Annotated in this window: 20 protein-coding genes; 7 read left to right on the forward strand and 13 right to left on the reverse strand. The window is 70.6% G+C overall.

Annotated features, from left to right (window positions below):
• Positions 1-31: 31 nt before the first annotated feature.
• Positions 32-523, forward strand: a complete 492-nt coding sequence (locus ELQ40_RS09165; protein WP_127793415.1) for a helix-turn-helix domain-containing protein — start codon at positions 32-34, stop codon at positions 521-523.
• Positions 524-536: 13 nt separating this feature from the next.
• Here the strand turns inward: ELQ40_RS09165 and ELQ40_RS09170 are convergent, their stop codons facing one another.
• Together ELQ40_RS09170 and ELQ40_RS09175 are read right to left on the reverse strand one after the other, a co-directional pair.
• A complete protein-coding gene (locus ELQ40_RS09170) occupies positions 537-965 on the reverse strand; it encodes a helix-turn-helix transcriptional regulator (RefSeq protein WP_127793416.1) in 429 nt (142 codons plus the stop codon).
• Positions 966-991: 26 nt separating this feature from the next.
• Positions 992-1546 (reverse strand): hypothetical protein, encoded by a 555-nt coding sequence (locus tag ELQ40_RS09175; RefSeq protein ID WP_127793417.1) that lies wholly within the window; start codon positions 1544-1546, stop codon positions 992-994.
• Between the two features lie 164 nt (positions 1547-1710).
• Here ELQ40_RS09175 and ELQ40_RS09180 point away from each other — a divergent pair, with 164 nt between their 5' ends.
• The gene (locus ELQ40_RS09180) at positions 1711-2319 is read left to right on the forward strand and encodes an HdeD family acid-resistance protein (RefSeq protein WP_127793418.1); all 609 of its coding nucleotides are present in this window, start codon (positions 1711-1713) and stop codon (positions 2317-2319) included.
• A 66-nt stretch (positions 2320-2385) separates the two neighbouring features.
• Here ELQ40_RS09180 and ELQ40_RS09185 read toward each other — a convergent pair whose 3' ends face one another.
• Positions 2386-3159 carry an SDR family oxidoreductase gene (locus tag ELQ40_RS09185; RefSeq protein ID WP_127793419.1) on the reverse strand — a complete coding sequence of 258 codons (774 nt, stop codon included), beginning with the start codon at positions 3157-3159 and terminating at the stop codon, positions 2386-2388.
• Positions 3160-3282: 123 nt separating this feature from the next.
• Here ELQ40_RS09185 and ELQ40_RS09190 point away from each other — a divergent pair, with 123 nt between their 5' ends.
• The 4 genes from ELQ40_RS09190 (at position 3283) to ELQ40_RS09205 (ending at position 5912) form a co-directional block, all read left to right on the forward strand.
• On the forward strand, positions 3283-3756 hold the full coding sequence (locus ELQ40_RS09190; protein ID WP_127793420.1) for an NfeD family protein: 474 nt from the start codon (positions 3283-3285) through the stop codon (positions 3754-3756).
• Complete coding sequence (locus tag ELQ40_RS09195) at positions 3756-4697, forward strand: SPFH domain-containing protein (protein WP_127793421.1); 942 nt, start codon at positions 3756-3758, stop codon at positions 4695-4697. The genes ELQ40_RS09190 and ELQ40_RS09195 overlap by 1 nt, the downstream gene beginning before the upstream one ends.
• 5 nt (positions 4698-4702) lie before the next feature.
• Positions 4703-5458, forward strand: coding sequence for a glycerophosphodiester phosphodiesterase (locus ELQ40_RS09200; RefSeq protein WP_127793422.1), 756 nt, complete (start codon positions 4703-4705; stop codon positions 5456-5458).
• 85 nt (positions 5459-5543) lie between these two features.
• Positions 5544-5912: an RNA polymerase-binding protein RbpA gene (locus ELQ40_RS09205; RefSeq protein ID WP_127793423.1), complete on the forward strand. Its 369-nt coding sequence runs from the start codon at positions 5544-5546 to the stop codon at positions 5910-5912.
• 18 nt (positions 5913-5930) lie between these two features.
• On the opposite strand, the gene lnt is transcribed toward ELQ40_RS09205, so the two are convergent.
• The 9 genes from lnt to ELQ40_RS09250 all read right to left on the reverse strand — a co-directional run bounded on the left by lnt (position 5931) and on the right by ELQ40_RS09250 (position 16166).
• Positions 5931-7529 carry an apolipoprotein N-acyltransferase gene (gene lnt, locus ELQ40_RS09210; RefSeq protein WP_127793424.1) on the reverse strand — a complete coding sequence of 533 codons (1599 nt, stop codon included), beginning with the start codon at positions 7527-7529 and terminating at the stop codon, positions 5931-5933.
• Between the two features lie 36 nt (positions 7530-7565).
• A complete protein-coding gene (locus tag ELQ40_RS09215) occupies positions 7566-9992 on the reverse strand; it encodes an RNA helicase (protein ID WP_127793425.1) in 2427 nt (808 codons plus the stop codon).
• 94 nt (positions 9993-10086) lie between these two features.
• The gene (gene tatC, locus ELQ40_RS09220) at positions 10087-10848 is read right to left on the reverse strand and encodes a twin-arginine translocase subunit TatC (RefSeq protein WP_127795226.1); all 762 of its coding nucleotides are present in this window, start codon (positions 10846-10848) and stop codon (positions 10087-10089) included.
• A 48-nt stretch (positions 10849-10896) separates the two neighbouring features.
• Positions 10897-11163, reverse strand: coding sequence for a twin-arginine translocase TatA/TatE family subunit (gene tatA, locus ELQ40_RS09225; protein WP_127793426.1), 267 nt, complete (start codon positions 11161-11163; stop codon positions 10897-10899).
• Positions 11164-11275: 112 nt separating this feature from the next.
• A complete protein-coding gene (locus ELQ40_RS09230; protein ID WP_127793427.1) occupies positions 11276-12244 on the reverse strand; it encodes a YafY family protein in 969 nt (322 codons plus the stop codon).
• The gene (locus ELQ40_RS09235) at positions 12244-13359 is read right to left on the reverse strand and encodes a YafY family protein (protein WP_240665711.1); all 1116 of its coding nucleotides are present in this window, start codon (positions 13357-13359) and stop codon (positions 12244-12246) included. The genes ELQ40_RS09230 and ELQ40_RS09235 overlap by 1 nt, the downstream gene beginning before the upstream one ends.
• A gap of 50 nt (positions 13360-13409) precedes the next feature.
• Entirely contained in the window at positions 13410-14333 is a 924-nt protein-coding gene (locus tag ELQ40_RS09240; protein ID WP_164863521.1) for an FKBP-type peptidyl-prolyl cis-trans isomerase, read from the reverse strand.
• Positions 14334-14394: 61 nt separating this feature from the next.
• On the reverse strand, positions 14395-15429 hold the full coding sequence (locus ELQ40_RS09245) for a tRNA (adenine-N1)-methyltransferase (RefSeq protein ID WP_127793429.1): 1035 nt from the start codon (positions 15427-15429) through the stop codon (positions 14395-14397).
• On the reverse strand, positions 15426-16166 hold the full coding sequence (locus ELQ40_RS09250) for an HAD family phosphatase (RefSeq protein WP_240665713.1): 741 nt from the start codon (positions 16164-16166) through the stop codon (positions 15426-15428). Before ELQ40_RS09250 ends, ELQ40_RS09245 begins: the two co-directional genes overlap by 4 nt.
• A 47-nt stretch (positions 16167-16213) precedes the next feature.
• Between ELQ40_RS09250 and ELQ40_RS09255 the strand changes: the two genes are divergently transcribed.
• Entirely contained in the window at positions 16214-17173 is a 960-nt protein-coding gene (locus ELQ40_RS09255) for a PAC2 family protein (RefSeq protein ID WP_127793430.1), read from the forward strand.
• Here the strand turns inward: ELQ40_RS09255 and ELQ40_RS09260 are convergent.
• Entirely contained in the window at positions 17160-17978 is an 819-nt protein-coding gene (locus ELQ40_RS09260; RefSeq protein ID WP_127793431.1) for an undecaprenyl-diphosphate phosphatase, read from the reverse strand. The genes ELQ40_RS09255 and ELQ40_RS09260 overlap by 14 nt on opposite strands.
• Between the last annotated feature and the right edge of the window lie 19 nt (positions 17979-17997).

Raw genomic sequence — 17997 nt, forward strand, 5'->3', positions numbered from 1 at the left:
GCCTGACCACATCATGAGTGACCATTGGGGAATGACGGAAGACGGCACTTCGACGTCACCGGGTTACTCCCGGGGAACCATCGAACGGGACCGGTCGCACCACGACGACCTCGAGGGCGGCCACGACGGCGGTGACTGGGACGCCTTCCAGTGGGATGCCCGCGAGGACTGCGAGGTCAGGCAGATCCTCGACCGGCTCGCCGACAAGTGGTCGCTGCTGGTCATCGCGCTCCTCGACGACCGGGTGATGCGCTTCTCCGAGCTCAAGCGCGTCATCGACGGCGTCAGTCAGCGGATGCTGACGGTGACGCTGCGCAACCTCGAGCGCGACGGGATGGTCCGACGGACCGTGTACCCGGTCGTCCCGCCCCGGGTCGAGTACGAGCTGACGGCCCTCGGACGCTCCCTGCACGCGACCGTCCAGGCCCTGGTCGCATGGACCGAGCAGCACCAGGCCGACGTCGCGACGGCGCGCGATGCCTACGACCGCGCCATCGAGGCGCCGCTGACGCCCGCCGGCTGACGCCCGGAGTCGGTCAGCCGTCCGCCCGCCGGCGCACCGGACGGGCGACGCGCTTCGCGAGTACCGACGGCACCGCCTCGAAGATGCCGTCGGGCTGGTGGCGATACACGCTCGGCGGCACCCCGACGAGTTCGGTGAACCGGGTGCTGAACGTGCCGAGCGAGGAGCAGCCGACCTCGAAGCAGACCTCGGTGACGCTCAGGTCGCCGCGCCGGAGCAGGGCCATGGCGCGCTCGATCCGTCGGGTCATCAGGTAGCTGTAGACCGACTCGCCGTAGGCCTTCTTGAACTCGCGGCTCAGGTGCCCCGCGGAGAGGTGCGCGCCCCGCGCGAGCGCGTCGACATCCAGCGGCTGCGCATACTCGCGGTCGATGCGGTCGCGTACCCGGCGCAGCAGCGCGAGTTCGCGCAGTCGGCGGTCGTCGTCGTTCGCGGTGGCCATCCCGACGATCGTGGCACGGATCGCGCTCACATGCCCGGATGGCCGGTGCAGTCGACGGCGAGCTCCTCGTCAGCGCCCTCCGCGAAGGCGCTGTCCGCGGTGACCTGGCGGCCGCCGTAGGTCATCCAGCACGACAGCGCACCACCGCCGGGACGTGTCGCCCGGAACTGCCACGGGCTGGAGACGACCCCGTCCGTGCAGTCCTGCTGCACCGCCATCAGGATGGGACCCGGCTGGGTCATCCGCCGCACGGCGATCGTGCCGTCGGTGCGGAACACGTCGTAGGTCACCTCGACCGGCGTCTCATCGTCGTCCGACACGACGACGAGCGCGACCGTGCCGCCCAAGGACGGGTCGACCGCGCAGTCGCCCCGCTGCGCGGGGAGCAGTTCGACCGCGTCCGAGGCATCCGGTACGTCACCCGGATCCCAGGGCGTCGGGGACGCGCCCGGCTCCGCGGGGAGTTCCGTCGTCGGCGGCGGGGCCTGCGGCGTCGGCTCCGCGACGCAACCCGCGAGGAGGATCAGGACCGCCGACGCAAGGACGAAGCAGCGGGGGCCTGGTCTCGACGTCTCGCGCATGGCCGTCATAGTAGGGCCCGACGCGCGGCCACGGCCATCCTCCCGCCCGACAGGTCACGATGTCGTCACGGTGCGACTCGCGAGCACACATCCGGCGCACAGCCGCCGTACAGCCCTAGCCTGAGGGACGAGCGACCGTCGTCGCGCCAGAAGGGGGTACCACCATGTCCAGTCCGCAGTCGGGTTCCGCGTTCGCCGCATTCTCGCTCGACGCCGCAGACCTGTCGAAGTCCGCGATCAACACGGTGCGCGCGACGCTCGGCATCTCGGGCGCCGTGTCGTTGATCGTCGGCCTGTTCATCACGTTCGCGCCGCAGAAGTCCGCGATCGCGCTTGCGTGGATCTTCGGCCTCTACTTCCTGATCGCCGGTATCGCCTACCTCGGTCTCGGGATCTTCTCGCGCGGCATCTCGGGCGGCTCGAGGGCGCTCGACATCGTGCTCGGCGTGCTCTTCGTGATCGCCGGCATCGTCGTGCTCGCGAATCCGTCGGAGTCGGCCGTGTTCTTCGGTATCTTCCTCGGCATCTTCGTCGGCATCCTCTGGATCGTCGAGGGCATCGTCGCGCTGGTGCAGTCCGGTGATGCCGCGTCGAAGGGGTGGGCGATCTTCTTCGGCATCCTCAGCCTCGTCGCCGGGATCGTGCTGCTCTTCTCGCCGATCTGGGGCGCCGTGTTCCTGTTCTGGTTCGCCGGCATCGCGCTCGTCGTGCTCGGGATCGTGCAGATCGTCCGTGCGTTCACCTTCGGCAAGGGCGTGGCGCCGACGGCCTGACCACCGAACGACGATCGAGGCCGGCGGGAGATGCTCCCGCCGGCCTCATCGCGTCACCTGCTGCGCTCAGTCGAGGGAGGCGGGCGTGAAGCCCGTGACATCCCCCACGTATCGCGTGTGGTCGGCGGGGATCGGCTCGACGGCCGCGAGGGCGACCTCCGCCGCGAACTCCGAGACGTTGTACAACCGGCCGGCGTCCTGCTTGCGGGCCGCGATGGCGCCGGGGTTGGCCCGCTCGAGCAGCGTCGCCGTGATCGTCCCCTCGATCATGTCGCCCGAGACGACCACGAAGCCGACACCGGATGCCTCGAGCTCGGGCAGCTTCTCGCGCAGCGCGTCTTCACCGGCCCGCTTCGAGAGCGCGACCGGCTCGTACTCGGGCATGGTCGGCGTGGTGCGGATGAAGTGCGCCTGGTGGCTCGTCACGAAGACGATGCGGGCGCCCTCGGCGAGGTGGGGCAGCGCACGGTCGACGACGTTCACCTGCGCGTCGCGGTTGAGCCGCATGGCGTAGTCCTCCCCCATGCCCGACTCCATGCCGCCGGACGCGTTGAGCACGAGCAGGTCGACCGGGCCGAACTCGGCCTCGGCCGTCGCGAACAGCGCCGCGACGGAGTCGGCGTCGGTGAGGTCGGCGCCGACGGCGATCGCCCGGCCGCCCGCTGCGGCGATCTCCGCGACGATCTTCTCGGCGCGCGGCGCCTTGCTGCGGTAGTTGACGACGACTGCGGCGCCGGCGTCGGCCAGGTATCGCGCGGTGTCGGCGCCGATGCCGCGGGACGAACCGGTGACGACGGCGACACGGCCGTCGAGCGAGCCGGGGGCGAGAGGGTTGGTCACGGTGTGCTCCTGTGGATGGTGCGCGGTCGACCGCGCGCGAACTCGGCCAACCGACACTATCAACCTCCCGCCGCAGACCCTCCACTGCTAGGTTCGGAAGGGGGCGCGTTCGAAGGAGACCAAATGGATGTGCTGACCCAGTACGCGTGGATCATCTGGCTGGTCCTGATCCTCGTGTTCGCGACGATCGAGGTGTTCACGCTCGAGCTGACGTTCCTCATGCTCGCGCTGGGCAGTGTCGCGGGTCTCGTCTCGGGGCTCTTCGGCATCCCGTGGTACGCGCAGTTCATCATCGCGGCGGTCGTCGCGGTCGCGCTGATCCTGCTGTTGAGACCGCCGCTGCTGCGGACGCTGAGACGAGGCGGCGATCCCGCGCGGAGCAACATCGACGCGCTCATCGGCGCGGACGGCACGGTCGTGCGCACCGTGACGGGCGTCGGCGGGCAGGTCAAGCTGCAGAACGGCGACACGTGGACCGCGAGGTTGTCGCCGATCACCGAACAGGCCGACGTGGCCGTCGGCGAACGGGTCCTCGTGACCGGCATCGATGGCGCGACGGCGGTCGTCGTGCCAGTGGAGAGGAGCACCCCGCAGTAATGGAGATCTCCAGCATCATCGCGGTGGTCGTGGTCGTCGCGATCGTCATCTTCGTGATCGTCGTCATCGCACGGTCGATCAGGATCATCCCGCAGGCGTACTCGGGCGTGGTGGAGCGGCTCGGCCGGTACCACAAGACGCTCGTGCCGGGCCTGAACCTGCTCGTGCCCTTCATCGACCGGTTGCGTCCGCTCGTGGACATGCGCGAACAGGTCGTGTCGTTCCCGCCGCAGCCCGTGATCACCGAGGACAACCTCGTCGTGTCGATCGACACCGTCGTGTACTTCCAGGTCACCGACGCGCGCGCGGCGACCTACGAGATCGCGAACTACCTCGGCGCCGTCGAGCAGCTCACGACGACCACGCTGCGCAACGTGGTCGGCGGCCTCAACCTCGAGGAGGCGCTGACGAGCCGCGACAACATCAACGGACAGTTGCGCATCGTGCTCGACGAGGCGACGGGCAAGTGGGGCATCCGAGTCTCCCGGGTCGAACTCAAGGCGATCGACCCGCCCATCTCCATCCAGGACTCGATGGAGAAGCAGATGCGCGCCGAGCGCGACCGCCGCGCGGCCATCCTCACCGCGGAGGGCACGAAGCAGTCGGCGATCCTCGAGGCCGAGGGTCTCAGGCAGGCCGAGATCCTCCGCGCCGAGGGTGACGCCAAGGCCGCGGTGCTGCGCGCGCAGGGCGAGGCCGAGGCGATCCAGACGGTGTTCCGGGCGATCCACGAGGGTGACCCCGACCCGAAGCTGCTGGCCTACCAGTACCTCCAGACGCTGCCCGAGCTCGCGCAGGGACCCGCGAACAAGCTGTGGATCGTCCCGAGCGAGCTGACCGAGGCGCTGAAGGGCATCGGCAGGGCGTTCACCCCGGGCGGAGCACCCGGGGCCGCGCAGGGCGACGTCGCCGGCAGGGAACGACCAGGTTCCGTCAGCTGACGCCCGTGGCATCGACCTACCTCACTCCAGCGCGCCCGCGTGTCCTCGCGCATCGCGGACTCGCGCTCGACGCACCGGAGAACACGATCGCCGCGTTCGCCGCGGCGATCGCGGTCGGCGCCTCGTACCTCGAGACCGACGTACGGCGATCCAACGACGGTGTGCCGGTGCTCGCCCACGACCCGACCCTCGAACGCGTGGCCGGCCGGAAGACGGAGGTGTCCGCTCTCACGCTCGCCGAACTCCGCGCGATCGACCTGGGCGGCGGATCCGGCTTCCCGACCCTCGAGGAGGCACTGGTCGCGTTCCCAGAAGTCCGGTTCAACATCGACGTGAAGGACGATGGGGCCGTGGATGCCGTGATCGAGGTGGTGCGCCGAACGGGTGCGGGCCATCGGGTCCTGCTGACGAGCTTCGACGATCGACGCAGGCGCCGACTCGGTGCGGCGGTGCCGGAAGCGGTCACCTCGGGCGGACGAACCGCCGTGATCCGGGCCTGGCTCGCCTCGATCATCGGCAGCACCCAGATGCTCCGACGCGCGCTTGCCGGGGCATCCGCGCTGCAGGTTCCCGAGCGGGTGGGCCCGATCCCGCTCGTGACCGACCGATTCCTCGCGGGCGTGCACGCAGCGGGCGCCGAGGTGCACGTCTGGACGGTGAACGAACCCGACGAGATGCGCCGCCTCCTGGCGAAGGGCGTCGACGGACTCGTCACCGATCGGTGCGACCTCGCCGTCGAGGTCGTCCGCGAGCGAACCTGAGAATTCCCCGGCAAATCCGAAGGCTGCGGAAAGGAATCCCTCAGCTTGATCGTTTATACCTGTAGACGATCGAGAGGAGCAGCCAATGGCAGATCGAAGCCTTCGTGGAATGCGCATCGGGGCACAGAGCCTGCAGAGCGAGGACGGAGTGGTGTTCGCCGACCGCGCGCAGTACACCTACCGTTGCGAGGACTGCGCACGCGAGACGGTCATGATCTTCTCGACCGAGGCCGAGATCCCCGACACGTGGGAGTGCCGCTTCTGCGGTCACAACGCGACCCTGCTCGTCGACCAGAAGCCGGTCGAGGTCGACCGCTCGGGCGAGAAGGTCGCACGTACCCACTGGGACATGCTGCTCGAGCGCCGCACCATCCCCGAGCTCGAGGAGCTCCTCGAGGAGCGGCTCCAGTGGCTCCGCGCCCGTCGCGGCCAGGCCCAGAAGACCGCGTCCTGACCCGCTCCACCTGACGTTTCAGTCGAACGCCGGCCCATCCCCCCGGGCCGGCGTTTCCTGTGCCCAGCGTCGGCCCGCCCTGCGCGCGACGCGAGCGATGATGCCAGCGGCGATGAGTGCCGCGACGGACAGCACCGCGATCGAACCCGGCAGCCACTCCCCCATGACCACGGCGGGGGTGAGACCCTGGCGCAGCGGGACATCCGTCACCATCGCACCCGCCTCGTCGGCCGGCAGTGCATCGATCGTGCGCCCGTCGGCGAGCATCACCTGGCTCGTGCCGACGGTCGAGATGTTCACCACCGAGCGCCCGGTCTCGATCGCGCGCAGGCGCGCGATCGCCAGTTGCTGCAGGTTCTCATCCGTCCCCCGGAAGTCCGCGTTGTTCGTCTGCAGGAGATAGAGCTCGGCCCCGTCGCGCGCGCCCTCCCAGATGACGTCGTCGTAGATGACGTCGAAGCAGATCGCGAGGCCGGCGACCGCGTCGCCGAGGTCGAACACGGGCGGTTGGGTGCCGGGCGAGTACCCGCGCTGCACCAGCGAGATGAGGTCGGGGGCGAAGAGCATGTAGAAGTCCCGGTCGGGGATGTACTCGCCGAACGGCACGGGATGCCGCTTCGAATACCGATCCACGGCGCCCTCGCCCTCCTCCCAGAGCAAAGACGTGTTGAAGAACTCCAGGTCCTCCTCGGAGTCGCCCTCGACCGTGACGGTGTTGACGACGAGCGGAGCGCCGTCGAGGCGACCGGCGATCCGGTCGAGCACGCGGGCGGTCGCGGCGTCCCGCGTCGGGTCGATGTCGACCGATCCCTCCGGCCAGAGCAGGACGTCGATCCCCTCCTCGTCGAGGATCGGCGCGGTCGCCTCGACCTGCGATGCGAGCACGTCGCCGCGCTCGCGCTCGTCGAAGTAGCCGGCCGGACCGTTGCCCTGCACGCTCGCCACCCGGAGTTCGCCGACGGGCGTCGTCGCCCACGCCGGGACGAGCACCGCGATCACCACGACGATCGCGGCGGGCAGGGCCGTGCGGACGTCGCGCCACCGGCGCAGCCGCGCCCACTCGATCACCGCGGCGACGATGAAGACCATCACGAAGGACAGGCCGAGCTGGCCGACCCACGAGACGGTCTCGGCGAACGGGCTGGCCGACTGGCTCTGCGCCGCGCGCGCCCAGGGGAACCCGCCGTACGGGAAGGTTCCGACCGCGATCTCCCGGGCGGTCCACAATCCCGCGATCAGCGCGGGCAGCGCGATCAGCCGCGCCCACGTGCCTGGCCAGGCGCGAGGCAGCCACCGGTAGGCCAGCGTGACGGCCAGGCCGCCGACGGCGACGAAGAGCGCCTCGAGCAGCGACAGTGCGAGCCACGGGACGGGGCCGAGATACCGACTCGTCCACTCGACGTGCAGGAGGTAGAACGTCGCCCCGAACACGAATCCCACCAGCAGGGCGCCCCAGGCGGACCGGCCGACCTGCACGATGAGCGCCAGTGCGATGCCGACGAACGCCAGCGGCCAGGCGCCGACGCCGGGGAACGCGAGATCGAAGACGAATCCGGCGAGCACGGCGACCGGCAGGCCAGCCCACCACGGCAGGATCGGGCGGGGGGTCTCGGGCACGCTGTTCAGCCTAGGCGAGCCCGAGGATCCGGCCGCTCAACCGACCGTGCCGTCGACCACGACACCGCGCCGCACTCCGTCGATCGCCGCACGGGCCGCCGTGCCGAGTTCGGCATCCGCGACGATCGACACCTGGTCGAGCAGGTCGATCACCTGCTTCGTGAGCCGGACGAAGTCGCCGGCGGCGAGATCGGTGTCCTCCAGCACGGTGCCGAGGCCCACGCCGCGCGCCCACGACCACATCGCGTTGGCGAGCGCCGGTGACGGCACCTCGCTGCCGGGTAGCCGGTGGTCGCGTTCGAGGTCGTCGAGCTCGGCCCAGGCATCCGTCGTGCGTTCGAGCGCGCTGCGGAAGATGCCCCGCGGAAGTCGGTACTCGACGCCGCGGTCGTCCCGACGCGGCTCGTACACGAGAGTCGCGGCCATCGCCGCGAGGTTCGCCGCGTCGAGCCCCTCCCAGTGTCCCCGGCGCAGGCACTCGGCCACGAGGAGGTCGCGTTCGCCGTAGATGCGCTTCAGGATGCGGCCGGCCGCGGTCGAGACGAGCTCGCCGCCCCCGGCCGGTTCAAGGTAGCCGAGCCGCTGCAGGACGTCGGTCACCCGGTCGAACCGCTTCGCGACCTGTCCGGTCCGGCTGCGGATCTGCCCCTGCAGCTGGTCGTGCTCCTTCTTCAGCCGCCACCAGCGCTCGGCCCACCGGCTGTGCGCCTCGCGCTCTGCGCAGCCATGGCAGGGGTGCGAACGCATCTGCTTGCGCACGGCGTTCAGCTCGCGCTGCATCCGCTCGCGCTGCGCATGGGTCGGGTTGCCCTTGGAGCCCTGGCGTTCGAGCTCGCCGATCCGGCGGCGGAGCCCCGAATACTCCGCGAAGTCGCCGAGGTGGCAGCGCATCGCCTGCTCGTAGCCGGCCATCGACTCCTCCTGCTTGCGCAGGGTGCGTGCGAGGTCGACGACCGCCCGGTCCGCCTGGAACTGCGCGAACGAGAGTTCGAGCACCTGTCGGGTGCGTTCGCGCCCGAACTGCTCGATCAGGTTCACGGCCATGTTGTACGTGGGCTTGAAGCTCGAGTTGAGCGGGTAGCTGCGCCGCGAGGCGAGCGAGGCGACGGCTTCGGGGTCGAGTCCGTCGACCCAGTGGATCACCGAGTGCCCCTCGATGTCGATGCCTCGGCGGCCGGCACGACCGGTGAGCTGCGTGTACTCCCCCGGGGTGATCGGCACGCGGGCCTCGCCGTTGAACTTCTCGAGCTTCTCGAGCACCACCGAACGGGCCGGCATGTTGACGCCGAGCGCGAGCGTTTCCGTCGCGAACACGACCTTGAGCAGCTTCTCCTGGAAGAGCTCCTCGACGATCTCCTTGAACACCGGCAGCATCCCGGCGTGATGCGCGGCGACACCGCGCTCGAGCCCCTCGAGCCACTCCCAGTACCCGAGCACCGCGAGGTCCTCGTCGCGGAGCTGCCGCGCACGGCCCTCGACGATCTGCCGGATCTGCTCGCGCTCGGAGGCATCCGTCAATCGGATGCCGCTGCGCAGCACCTGCCGCACCGCCTGGTCGCAACCCGCGCGCGAGAAGATGAACACGATCGCCGGCAGCAGGTGCTTCGCCTGCAGCATCGCGATCGCCTCGGGGCGGTCCATGCGCGCACCCTGGTCGGGCCGGTGGAACCGTCCGCGGTCGCCGCCGCGACGGCCGCGCTGCGAGCGGCTGTCGATGGAACGCCCGCGTGCGCGCGCGAGCTGCTTGAGTTCGGGGTTCACCCGGTGGGTCGCGGCCTGCCCGCTCGAGTCGAACAGGTCGATCAGCTTCTGCCGGACGAGCACGTGCTGTTCGAGGGGTACCGGCCGCTCCTCGGAGACGATCACGTCGGTGTCGCCGCGGACGGTCTGGAGCCAGTCGCCGAACTCCTCGGCATTGGAGACCGTCGCGCTCAGGGAGACGAGGCGGACGTCCTCCGGCAGGTGGATGATGACCTCCTCCCAGACGGCACCGCGGAACCGGTCGGCGAGGTAGTGCACCTCGTCCATCACGACGAACGCGAGCCGATCGAGCAGCGGCGAGTCGGCGTACAGCATGTTGCGCAGCACCTCGGTCGTCATGACGACGATGCGCGCGTTCGAGTTGACGTTCGTGTCACCGGTGAGCAGGCCCACCTGATCGGCTCCCCACCGGTCGCCGAGCTCCTGGAACTTCTGGTTCGACAGGGCCTTGATGGGCGTCGTGTAGAACACCTTCGCGTCCGTCGACTGCATCGCGAGGTACACCGCGAACTCGGCGACGATCGTCTTGCCGGCGCCGGTCGGCGCGGCGACGAGCACGCTGCGGCCCTCGTCGAGCGCCGCGCACGCGGCGCGCTGGAACGGGTCGAGGTCGAACCGCTGCTCTGCGGCGAACTCCCCGAGCCTCGGCTGCCGACGTTGCTGGCGGCTCAACGCGTAGCGTTCCGCGGGGCTGAGGCTCATGCTCCCAGCCTAGACAGCCGAGACGGTCGGAGGAGCCGAAGCGGTGGGGTGGGCTGCCTCGGCCGGGTGGGATGCCGCGGCGCGCGGATGCCGATCAGGCGAACGCTTCGCCGAACTCCTCGCGCTGACGTTTGGCGACCCTCCGGTCGTGTACGTTCGCAATGCCCCAGGCGGCGAAGTACAACCCGATCATGGGGACCGCGAGCAGGAACATCGACACGACGTCGGCCGAGGGCGTCGCGAACGCCGTGAACAGCACGATGACCAGCACCGCGACCCGCCAGGACCTGATGATCGACGCGGCACTGAGCACGCCCATGAAGTTCAGCAGCACGATGAACACCGGCACGACGAAGGCGATGCCGATCGCGACCACGAGCTTCAGCACGAAGTCGATGTACTCGCGGGCCTGCAGCAGAGAGGTCGATCCCTCGGGCACGAAGCTGGTGAGGATCTTCACGATGTTCGGCAGCACGAACCAGGCGACCGCGCACCCCGCGAAGAACAGCGGGATGGCGCTCGCGAAGAACCACAGCGTGTAGCGGCGCTCGCGCGTGTTCAGGCCGGGCACGAGGAACGCGAAGATCTGGTAGAGCCACACCGGCGCCGAGATCACGATGCCGAGGGTGAACGCGATCTGGAGCTTCAGGTCGAATGCGCTCGCGAGCGTCGGGAAGTTCAGCGAGGTCGCGCCATCACCGGCCCTGGCCTCGGCGACCTTGCTCACCGGCTCCTGGATCGCGTCCCAGACCCACAGTTCGTTGAGGATCCAGCCGGCCACCATGCCGACGACGAGCGCCGCTGCGGAGATGAAGAGCCGCTTGCGCAACTCGATCAGGTGCGCGGCGAGCGACATCCGCTTCTCGCGGTTCTTCTCGCCGCGCGGCTTCACGGCGGTCACGGGTCAGCTGGTGGAGCCGTGGTCGGTGCCGACCGACTTGGGCTTCTCCTCGGAGGCGACGGTCGTGCCGCCCTTCGCCGGCGTCGCAGCGGTGCCGTCGGCGTCGTCGCCGGGCTCCCCCTTGTCGCCGTCGGAGCGCACCTCGCTCTTCAGGATCTTCATCGACTGGCCGAGGCTCCGCGCGAGTGCGGGCAGCTTCGGCGCGCCGAACAGCAGGAGGATGACCACGAGGATGATCAGCGCGTGCCATCCGGTGAAGCCTTGCCACATGGGTGTTCGTCCAATGCTCGATGGGCGTGTCCGCCCAGTGTAGCCCGAGCGGGTTGCCGTAGCCTCCATCTCGGGCAACGAAACAGTCACGGCCGACGGTTTGCGGTGGATCTCAGCCGTCGTACGCGGAACGGCCCGCCTCGGCCCAGGCCGCGACGACCGCGCGTGCCTCATCGGGCGCGACGACGGTGACGAGTCCCGGAAGGCCCGCCACCAGGCGCTTCAACCCATGGAAGTGCGCGACCCGTAGAGTCACCCGGAGCCGGTCGCCCACCCGTTCCTCCACGGCGTCGGCGAGGTAGTCGGCGATGAGCGGCAACGCCTCGGGGGCGACGTCGACCACGACCTCGCGGTCCGACTCGGAGCCGTGGAACAACGTGTCGGACAGCGTGCGGTCGCCATGGTCGCCGACGGGCTCGTCGGTCACGACCAGGTCGCCCATGCGGTCGATGCGGAAGTTGCGAAGGTCTTCGCGGAGGTGGTCGTAGGCCTGGAGGTACCAGTCGGCGCCCAGCGAGGCGATCCGGATCGGGTCGACCCGGCGCCGGCTCTGCTCACCGAGCGCATTGCGGTACGCGAACTCGAGCTGCCGGCCCTCGGCCACCGCGGCCCGGGCGAGTTCGAGCGCGGCATCCGACTCGGACGGCGCGACGGCGAGGCCCGTGGGCGTCGCGGATGCACCGGCGGTCAGCTTCGCGAGCAGCGAATCGAGCTGCGCCCGTCCGGCGTTCTCGGGCGTCGCCGACAGGTACTGGAGGCCGGCGATCAGCGCCGCGGCCTCGCGAGCGGACAGGCGCGGCGCGTCCTCGATCGCGACGTGGTGCACGATGACGATCACGTCGTCGTCCTCGAACGAATCCCAATCGATGTCGAAGAGGTCGTTGGGCTGGTAGGTGCCGGTCGACCCCGGCAGGCCGGACGTCGCGATCAGGCGGACCGCATCGCGCACCTCCGCATCGGCGACGCCGAAGTGCGCCGACGCGGTCGCGACATCGACCACGCGCTGCTCGAGCAGGTACGGCACGAGCGCGAGCAGGAAGACGAGCTGGTCGGGAGCCTTCGGCCCCTTCGGCGCGGCCATCAGCCCTCCCCTCGGTCGGGCCGCGAGAGGTCGTCGGCCCGCGAGACCCCGTCGGCCTGCGTCGCGCCGTCACCCTGCGTCGCCCGTTTCGCCTGCGGGGCCGCGTGCGCGGCCGCCACCTGCGAGAGCCGGTCGCGGACCGCCGCGATCAGGTCGGACGGACCGAGCACCCTGACCTCGGGACCGTAGCTCGCCAGTTCGTCGGCGAACACCGCGGCATCCGTGTAGTGGAGGCGGATCACGCCCGACTCGTCGTCGCGCAGCACCGCGCGACGACCGAGCCGGATCTCGGCGTCGCTGCCCGCACGCACGGCCAGGTCGGCGGCGTTCGCCTGCCGAAGCCCCTCGAGCTCGGAGAGGATCGCATCCTGGACGCCCTCCGGAGGGGTGGAGCGTGCGGCGCCGGCAACCGTCGAGACCTCGCCGGTGATGCGAGACAGCAGGAACGTGCGCGGAGCATCCATGTCGCGGTCGTAGCCGTGCACGTGCCAGCGGCCCTCGTGGTTCACGACCGCCCAGGGTTCGAGCGTGCGCTCGCGAGCGTTCGTGGAACCGGGCCGCACATAGCTGAACCGCACCGCCTGCCGACGATCGAGCGCACGCCGCAGCGGTTCGAACGCCGCGTCACGGACCCGCAGGCGCGGCGCGTACCCGATGACCGGATCACGCGGCTCGACGCCGAGACCGCGCAGCTTGGTCAGCGCCCGCTGCGAATCGACGGAGAGGGATGCCTCGCGCCAGACCTCCGCCGCGAGCCCGAGCAGGGCCAGTTCGTCGGGTGTGAAGCGCACCGACTCGGGCAGCTCGTACCGGCGCTTCGGGATGCGGTACCGCAGCGACTGGTTGTCGCCGGGCCGATCGGGCGACTCGATCGTCTCGAGCGGGATGCCGCGCTCGCGAAGCGCGTCCTTGTCGCGCTCGAACTGCCGCTCGAGGTTGTCGTTCGGGCCGCCGTCGACGTACTTCTCGGCGTAGCCGCGCACCGTCGAGAGGATCTCGCTCTTCAGCAGCCCGGTCTCCGTCGCGACCAGTGCGAGCACCAGGCTGAACTGGCGGTCCACGGCGGGAATCGCCTTCGACCGGCGCTCCGGCTGCTCCCCCGCGGCTGCGTTCACAGGTGCGATCCTAGTGCGAGCCGGACGGTCCGGGCGCGTGCCGGAGCGGCTCAGAGGACGCCCAGGATGTCGATCACGAAGAACAGCGTGGCGTCGCCGGGGATGGCGTTGCTGCCCTGTTCCCCGTAGCCGTCCTCCGGCGCGACGACGACGCCGACCTGGGAGCCGACCTGCTGGCCGATGATCGCCTTCGAGAAGCCGGGGATGACCTGGGAGCCCTCGCCGTCGCTCACGACGAAACGGGCGGGTGCGCCGTTCTCCCACGAGGAGTCGAACACCTCGCCGCCGTCCCACAGGACGCCCGTGTACTGCACGAGCACCTCGTCGCCGGACTCGACGACCTGGCCGGAACCCTGGCGCAGCGTCTCGACCTCGGTCTGCCCGAAGGGGTCCTGGGTCGGCACGGTGATGCCGGGGCGCCCGTCGGGCGCCAGCACGACGGCCGGGAAGCCGTCGCGGGTCAGCGTCGCCGAGCCCTCGGCGCGGGCCGGGAACACCCGGAGGACATCGAACACCGCGACGATTCCGGTCTCGGGCTCCGCGCCCGTCTGCGGGTTGAGCGCGTCCGCCGGGGGCACCGCGACGACCACGCGCGAACCCTCGTTCGCACAGGTGAGCCCCTTGCGGAATCCGGCGAGGGTGCTGTCGCCGACCGTGAGCAGGACCGGCTCGTCGTAGCCGACCGCCTGCACCTCCTCGCCCGACTCGGGGTCGAACAACGTCGCGGCCACGAGCAGCGGGGAACCGGCGACGACGGGTCGGCCGTCGCCTTCGATCACGACCGAGCACTGCGTCTCCTCCGGGTTCACCGGGGACGGGAACTCGACGCGGGGCGGCTCGCCGAAATCGCCCGAGACCTGGACCGCCGAGGACGTGTTGCCGGGAGCGGCCTCGGGCGCCGGCGCCGTGGCGCAGCCGGTGAGCGCGACGGCGACGAGACCAGCGGTGGCGACGAGCGCGAGAGACGAACGCACGGATCCTCGTTTCATGGGGTGGGCGTCAGGTTGGGGTGGACGCGGAACGGGCCTTGAAAGCCTACCCGGCTTCGCCGTCGGGCTCAGACGGCGTCGAACCGGTCGCGGCGCCCGGCTCGTCGCGCGCGAGCGCGGCCGAGTTCCCGGCCGCGCGGACCCGCTTGCGCAGGCTCTTGTCGCTCACGGAGCGCTCGCCGAGCGCGCCCGGCGTCCACGCCTCGACGTCCTCGTCGCTGAAGTCGGACTTCGACGGGCGCCGCTTGAGCTCCGGAAGCACGGTGTCCGGCGCGAGGCGGCGGGCCGTGAGCAGGAACCCGGTGTGCGCGATCATGCGGTGGTCGGGGCGGACGGCGAGTCCCTGAACGTGCCATCCGCGCACCATCGTCTCGTTGGCGACCGGCTCGGTGTACGACCCCGTCGCGCGGATCGCCTCGGCCACCCGCGAGAGCTGGGTCGCGGTCGCGACGTAGCAGAGCACCACGCCGCCGGGCTTGAGCGAGTCGGTGACGGCCGGGAGCACCTCCCACGGGGCGAGCATGTCGAGCACGACCCGGTCGACGCTGCCGTCCTCTACGGTCTCGGGCAGCGTGTCGGCGAGGTCGCCGAGGGTGATCGACCAGTTCTCGGGCACCCGCCCGTGGAAGGTCCCGACGTTGCCGCGGGCGACGTCGGCGAACTCCTCGCGGCGTTCGAACGAGTACAGGCGGCCCGACGGGCCGATCGCACGGAGCAGCCAGAGCGACAGGGCGCCCGAGCCGACACCCGCCTCGACGACGACCGAGCCCGGGAACACGTCGGCCTGCGCGAGGATCTGCGCGGCGTCCTTCGGGTAGACGATCGCGGCACCGCGCGGCATCGACATCACGAAGTCGCTGAGCAGCGGCCGCAGCGCGAGGTACTCGATCCCCACCTGGTTGCGCACGACGGACCCGTCGGGCAGGCCGATGAGGTCGTCGTGCGCGATCGGGCCCTTGTGCGAGTGGAACAGCTTTCCCGGCTCGAGCGTGATCGTGTGCATGCGGCCCTTCGGCCCGGTCAACTGCACCCGGTCGCCGGTGCGGAACGGGCCGCTGCGCTCTCCCCTGCCGCCGCTCATGCTGAAGCCTTTCCGTCGTCATGGCCGCGGTCGTCCGCGGTTCCGTCGTGGTCGTGCGCGTCCGACCGTTCGGCCCGCAGCTCGACGAGGAGCTCGCCGAGATCCACAGGAGTGCGGCCCGCGAGGGTGTCCCAGAGGTGATGGTGCGCGGTGCCGCGGAGGTCGAGGAGGTTCGGGATGCCGAGCGCCACGGCGCCCGACGCGTGCGCGGAGGTGATGCCCGTCGGCGAGTCCTCGATCGCGACGCAGTCGGCGATGTCGACGCCGAGGCGCTGCGCCGCGAGCAGGTACGGCTCCGGATGCGGCTTCGGCTCGGAGACCTCGTCGCCGGCGACGATCACGTCGAAGGCCTCGAACGGGATCGCGCGCACGACGTCCTCGGCCATCGAACGCACCGACATCGTCACGAGCGCCGTCGGCACGGATGCCTCGCGCAGCTCCTGGAGGAGCTCGCGGGCCCCCGGCCGCCACGGCACGCCGTCGGTCCGGAGCTGCTCGCGCACCTGTTCGGTCAGCCCGTACACGATCTCGTCGGGCTCGAGGTCGACGCCGTGCCGGCGGAACAGCTCGGCCGACTCCCACAAGCCCATGCCGACCACCTGCTCCGCGTCCTCGTGGGTCCATTCGAGGCCGAACGAGGCGAACAGCCGGATCTCGGCGGCCATCCAGTACGGCTCGGTGTCGACGATGGTGCCGTCCATGTCCCACAGGACGGCGGCGGGAAGGCGTGTGGTCACAACCGGCAAGTCTACGGCCACGGCCTATTGTGGGGATGTGGCCCCGGATGCCCCGGGGCGGGAAGCAGGCGTCAGTGCAGCATCCGACCGGGTTCGGGAGCGGAAGGCTCCTCGTCGTCGCCTTCGAGGGCTGGAACGACGCCGGCGAGGCGGCCTCGGGCGCGGCCCGCCTGCTGGTCGACCGGCTCGGCCTGGTCGAGATCGCGGCCGTCGACCCGGAGCTCTACTACGACTACCAGTTCAACCGGCCGAACGTCGTCGTCGGAGACGACGGCGTCAGGCAGCTCGAATGGCCCGGCGCGGCGCTGCTCGGGCCGGGCGAGATCCCGCCGGACGGCCCCGACCGGGTGACCGGCCCCGGCGCCGACTCCCTGCACGTCATCCTCGGCGCCGAGCCCGCCCGCAGCTGGAAGAGCTTCGCGGCCGAGCTCGTCGACGCGGCCCTCACCGCCGACGTCGATGCGATCGTGCTGCTCGGGGCGATGCTCGCGGATGCCCCGCACACGCGCCCGCTCGCGGTCTTCGCGTCGAGCGACAACGCCGAGGTGCGCGACTCGCTCGGGGTCGAGCGTTCCTCGTACGAGGGGCCGGTGGGCATCCTCAGCGTGATCGCCGACCAGGCCGAACGCGTCGGCATCCCGACGGTGTCGCTGTGGGCGTCGGTGCCGCACTACGTGCACAACGCGCCGTCGCCGAAGGCGGTGCTCGCCCTGCTGGCCAAGCTCGAGGAGTTCACGGGCCTGTCGATCCCCCGCGGCTCGCTCGAGACGGAGGCGCAGGCGTGGGAGGCCGGGGTCGACGCCCTCGCCTCCGACGACGAGGAGATGGCCGGGTACATCGCGCAGCTCGAGCAGGCGCGCGACGCGGCGGACGCCCCTGAGGCGAGCGGCGAGGCGATCGCCAAGGAGTTCGAGCGCTACCTCCGCCGTCGCGGTGACGGCCGGGCCGACGGCCGCGGCGACAGTCGGGGCGGCGACGAGCCCTGGCGCCCGCCTACGGCTGGATGATCCCGGCGGCGAGCAGCCACATCACGAGTCCGCCGAGCGCGATCCGGTAGATCACGAACGGCAGGAAGCTGTGCTTCGAGATCCAGTTCATGAAGAACGCGATCACGAGGATGGCGACGACGAACGCGACGACCGTCGCGGCACCCGTCTCGAGCAGGGTGTACGCGCTCGGCTCGCCCCAGCTCTTGAACAGCTGGTAGAACCCGGAACCGAACACGGCGGGGATCGCGAGCAGGAACGCATACCGGGCCGCCGCGGCCCGCTCGTAGCCGAGCAGCAGTCCCGCGGTGATCGTGCCGCCCGAGCGCGACACCCCGGGGATCAGGGCCAACGCCTGCGCGAACCCGAACACGACGCCGTGGCCGACGGTGAGCTGGTCGAGCTTGCGTCGCTTCGCCCCGGCCCAGTCCGCCAGGCCGAGGATGACGCCGAAGACGATGAGCATCGTCGCGACGATCCACAGTGATCGGAACGTCGTCTCGATCTCGTCCTGGAAGAGGATGCCGAGCACCACGATCGGGATCGAGCCGACGATGATGAGCCATCCCATCCGGGCGTCGGGGTCGTTGCGGGGCACGCGGCCGGTGAACGACCCGAACCAGTGCGAGACGATCCGCACGATGTCGCGCCAGAAGAAGACCACGACCGCCGTCTCGGTGCCGAGCTGGGTGATCGCGGTGAACGCGGCCCCCGGGTCCTGCGCGCCGGGCAGGAACTCGCCGAGGATGCGCAGGTGCGCACTCGACGAGATCGGGAGGAACTCGGTGAGTCCCTGGACGAGGCCGAGGATGAGGGCTTCGATCACGGTCGGGTTCCGCCTTCCG

It is taken from the genome of Agromyces sp. LHK192, assembly GCF_004006235.1.
Classification (GTDB): domain Bacteria; phylum Actinomycetota; class Actinomycetes; order Actinomycetales; family Microbacteriaceae; genus Agromyces.

Coding starts and splice junctions, on each gene's coding strand:
- ELQ40_RS09165 (WP_127793415.1), top strand. CDS start 32: ATGACGGAAGACGGCACTTCGACGTCACCGGGTTACTCCCGGGGAACC.
- ELQ40_RS09170 (WP_127793416.1), bottom strand. CDS start 965: ATGGCCACCGCGAACGACGACGACCGCCGACTGCGCGAACTCGCGCTG.
- ELQ40_RS09175 (WP_127793417.1), bottom strand. CDS start 1,546: ATGCGCGAGACGTCGAGACCAGGCCCCCGCTGCTTCGTCCTTGCGTCG.
- ELQ40_RS09180 (WP_127793418.1), top strand. CDS start 1,711: ATGTCCAGTCCGCAGTCGGGTTCCGCGTTCGCCGCATTCTCGCTCGAC.
- ELQ40_RS09190 (WP_127793420.1), top strand. CDS start 3,283: ATGGATGTGCTGACCCAGTACGCGTGGATCATCTGGCTGGTCCTGATC.
- ELQ40_RS09195 (WP_127793421.1), top strand. CDS start 3,756: ATGGAGATCTCCAGCATCATCGCGGTGGTCGTGGTCGTCGCGATCGTC.
- ELQ40_RS09205 (WP_127793423.1), top strand. CDS start 5,544: ATGGCAGATCGAAGCCTTCGTGGAATGCGCATCGGGGCACAGAGCCTG.
- ELQ40_RS09215 (WP_127793425.1), bottom strand. CDS start 9,992: ATGAGCCTCAGCCCCGCGGAACGCTACGCGTTGAGCCGCCAGCAACGT.
- tatC (WP_127795226.1), bottom strand. CDS start 10,848: ATGTCGCTCGCCGCGCACCTGATCGAGTTGCGCAAGCGGCTCTTCATC.
- tatA (WP_127793426.1), bottom strand. CDS start 11,163: ATGTGGCAAGGCTTCACCGGATGGCACGCGCTGATCATCCTCGTGGTC.
- ELQ40_RS09230 (WP_127793427.1), bottom strand. CDS start 12,244: ATGGCCGCGCCGAAGGGGCCGAAGGCTCCCGACCAGCTCGTCTTCCTG.
- ELQ40_RS09245 (WP_127793429.1), bottom strand. CDS start 15,429: ATGAGCGGCGGCAGGGGAGAGCGCAGCGGCCCGTTCCGCACCGGCGAC.
- ELQ40_RS09255 (WP_127793430.1), top strand. CDS start 16,214: ATGCCCCGGGGCGGGAAGCAGGCGTCAGTGCAGCATCCGACCGGGTTC.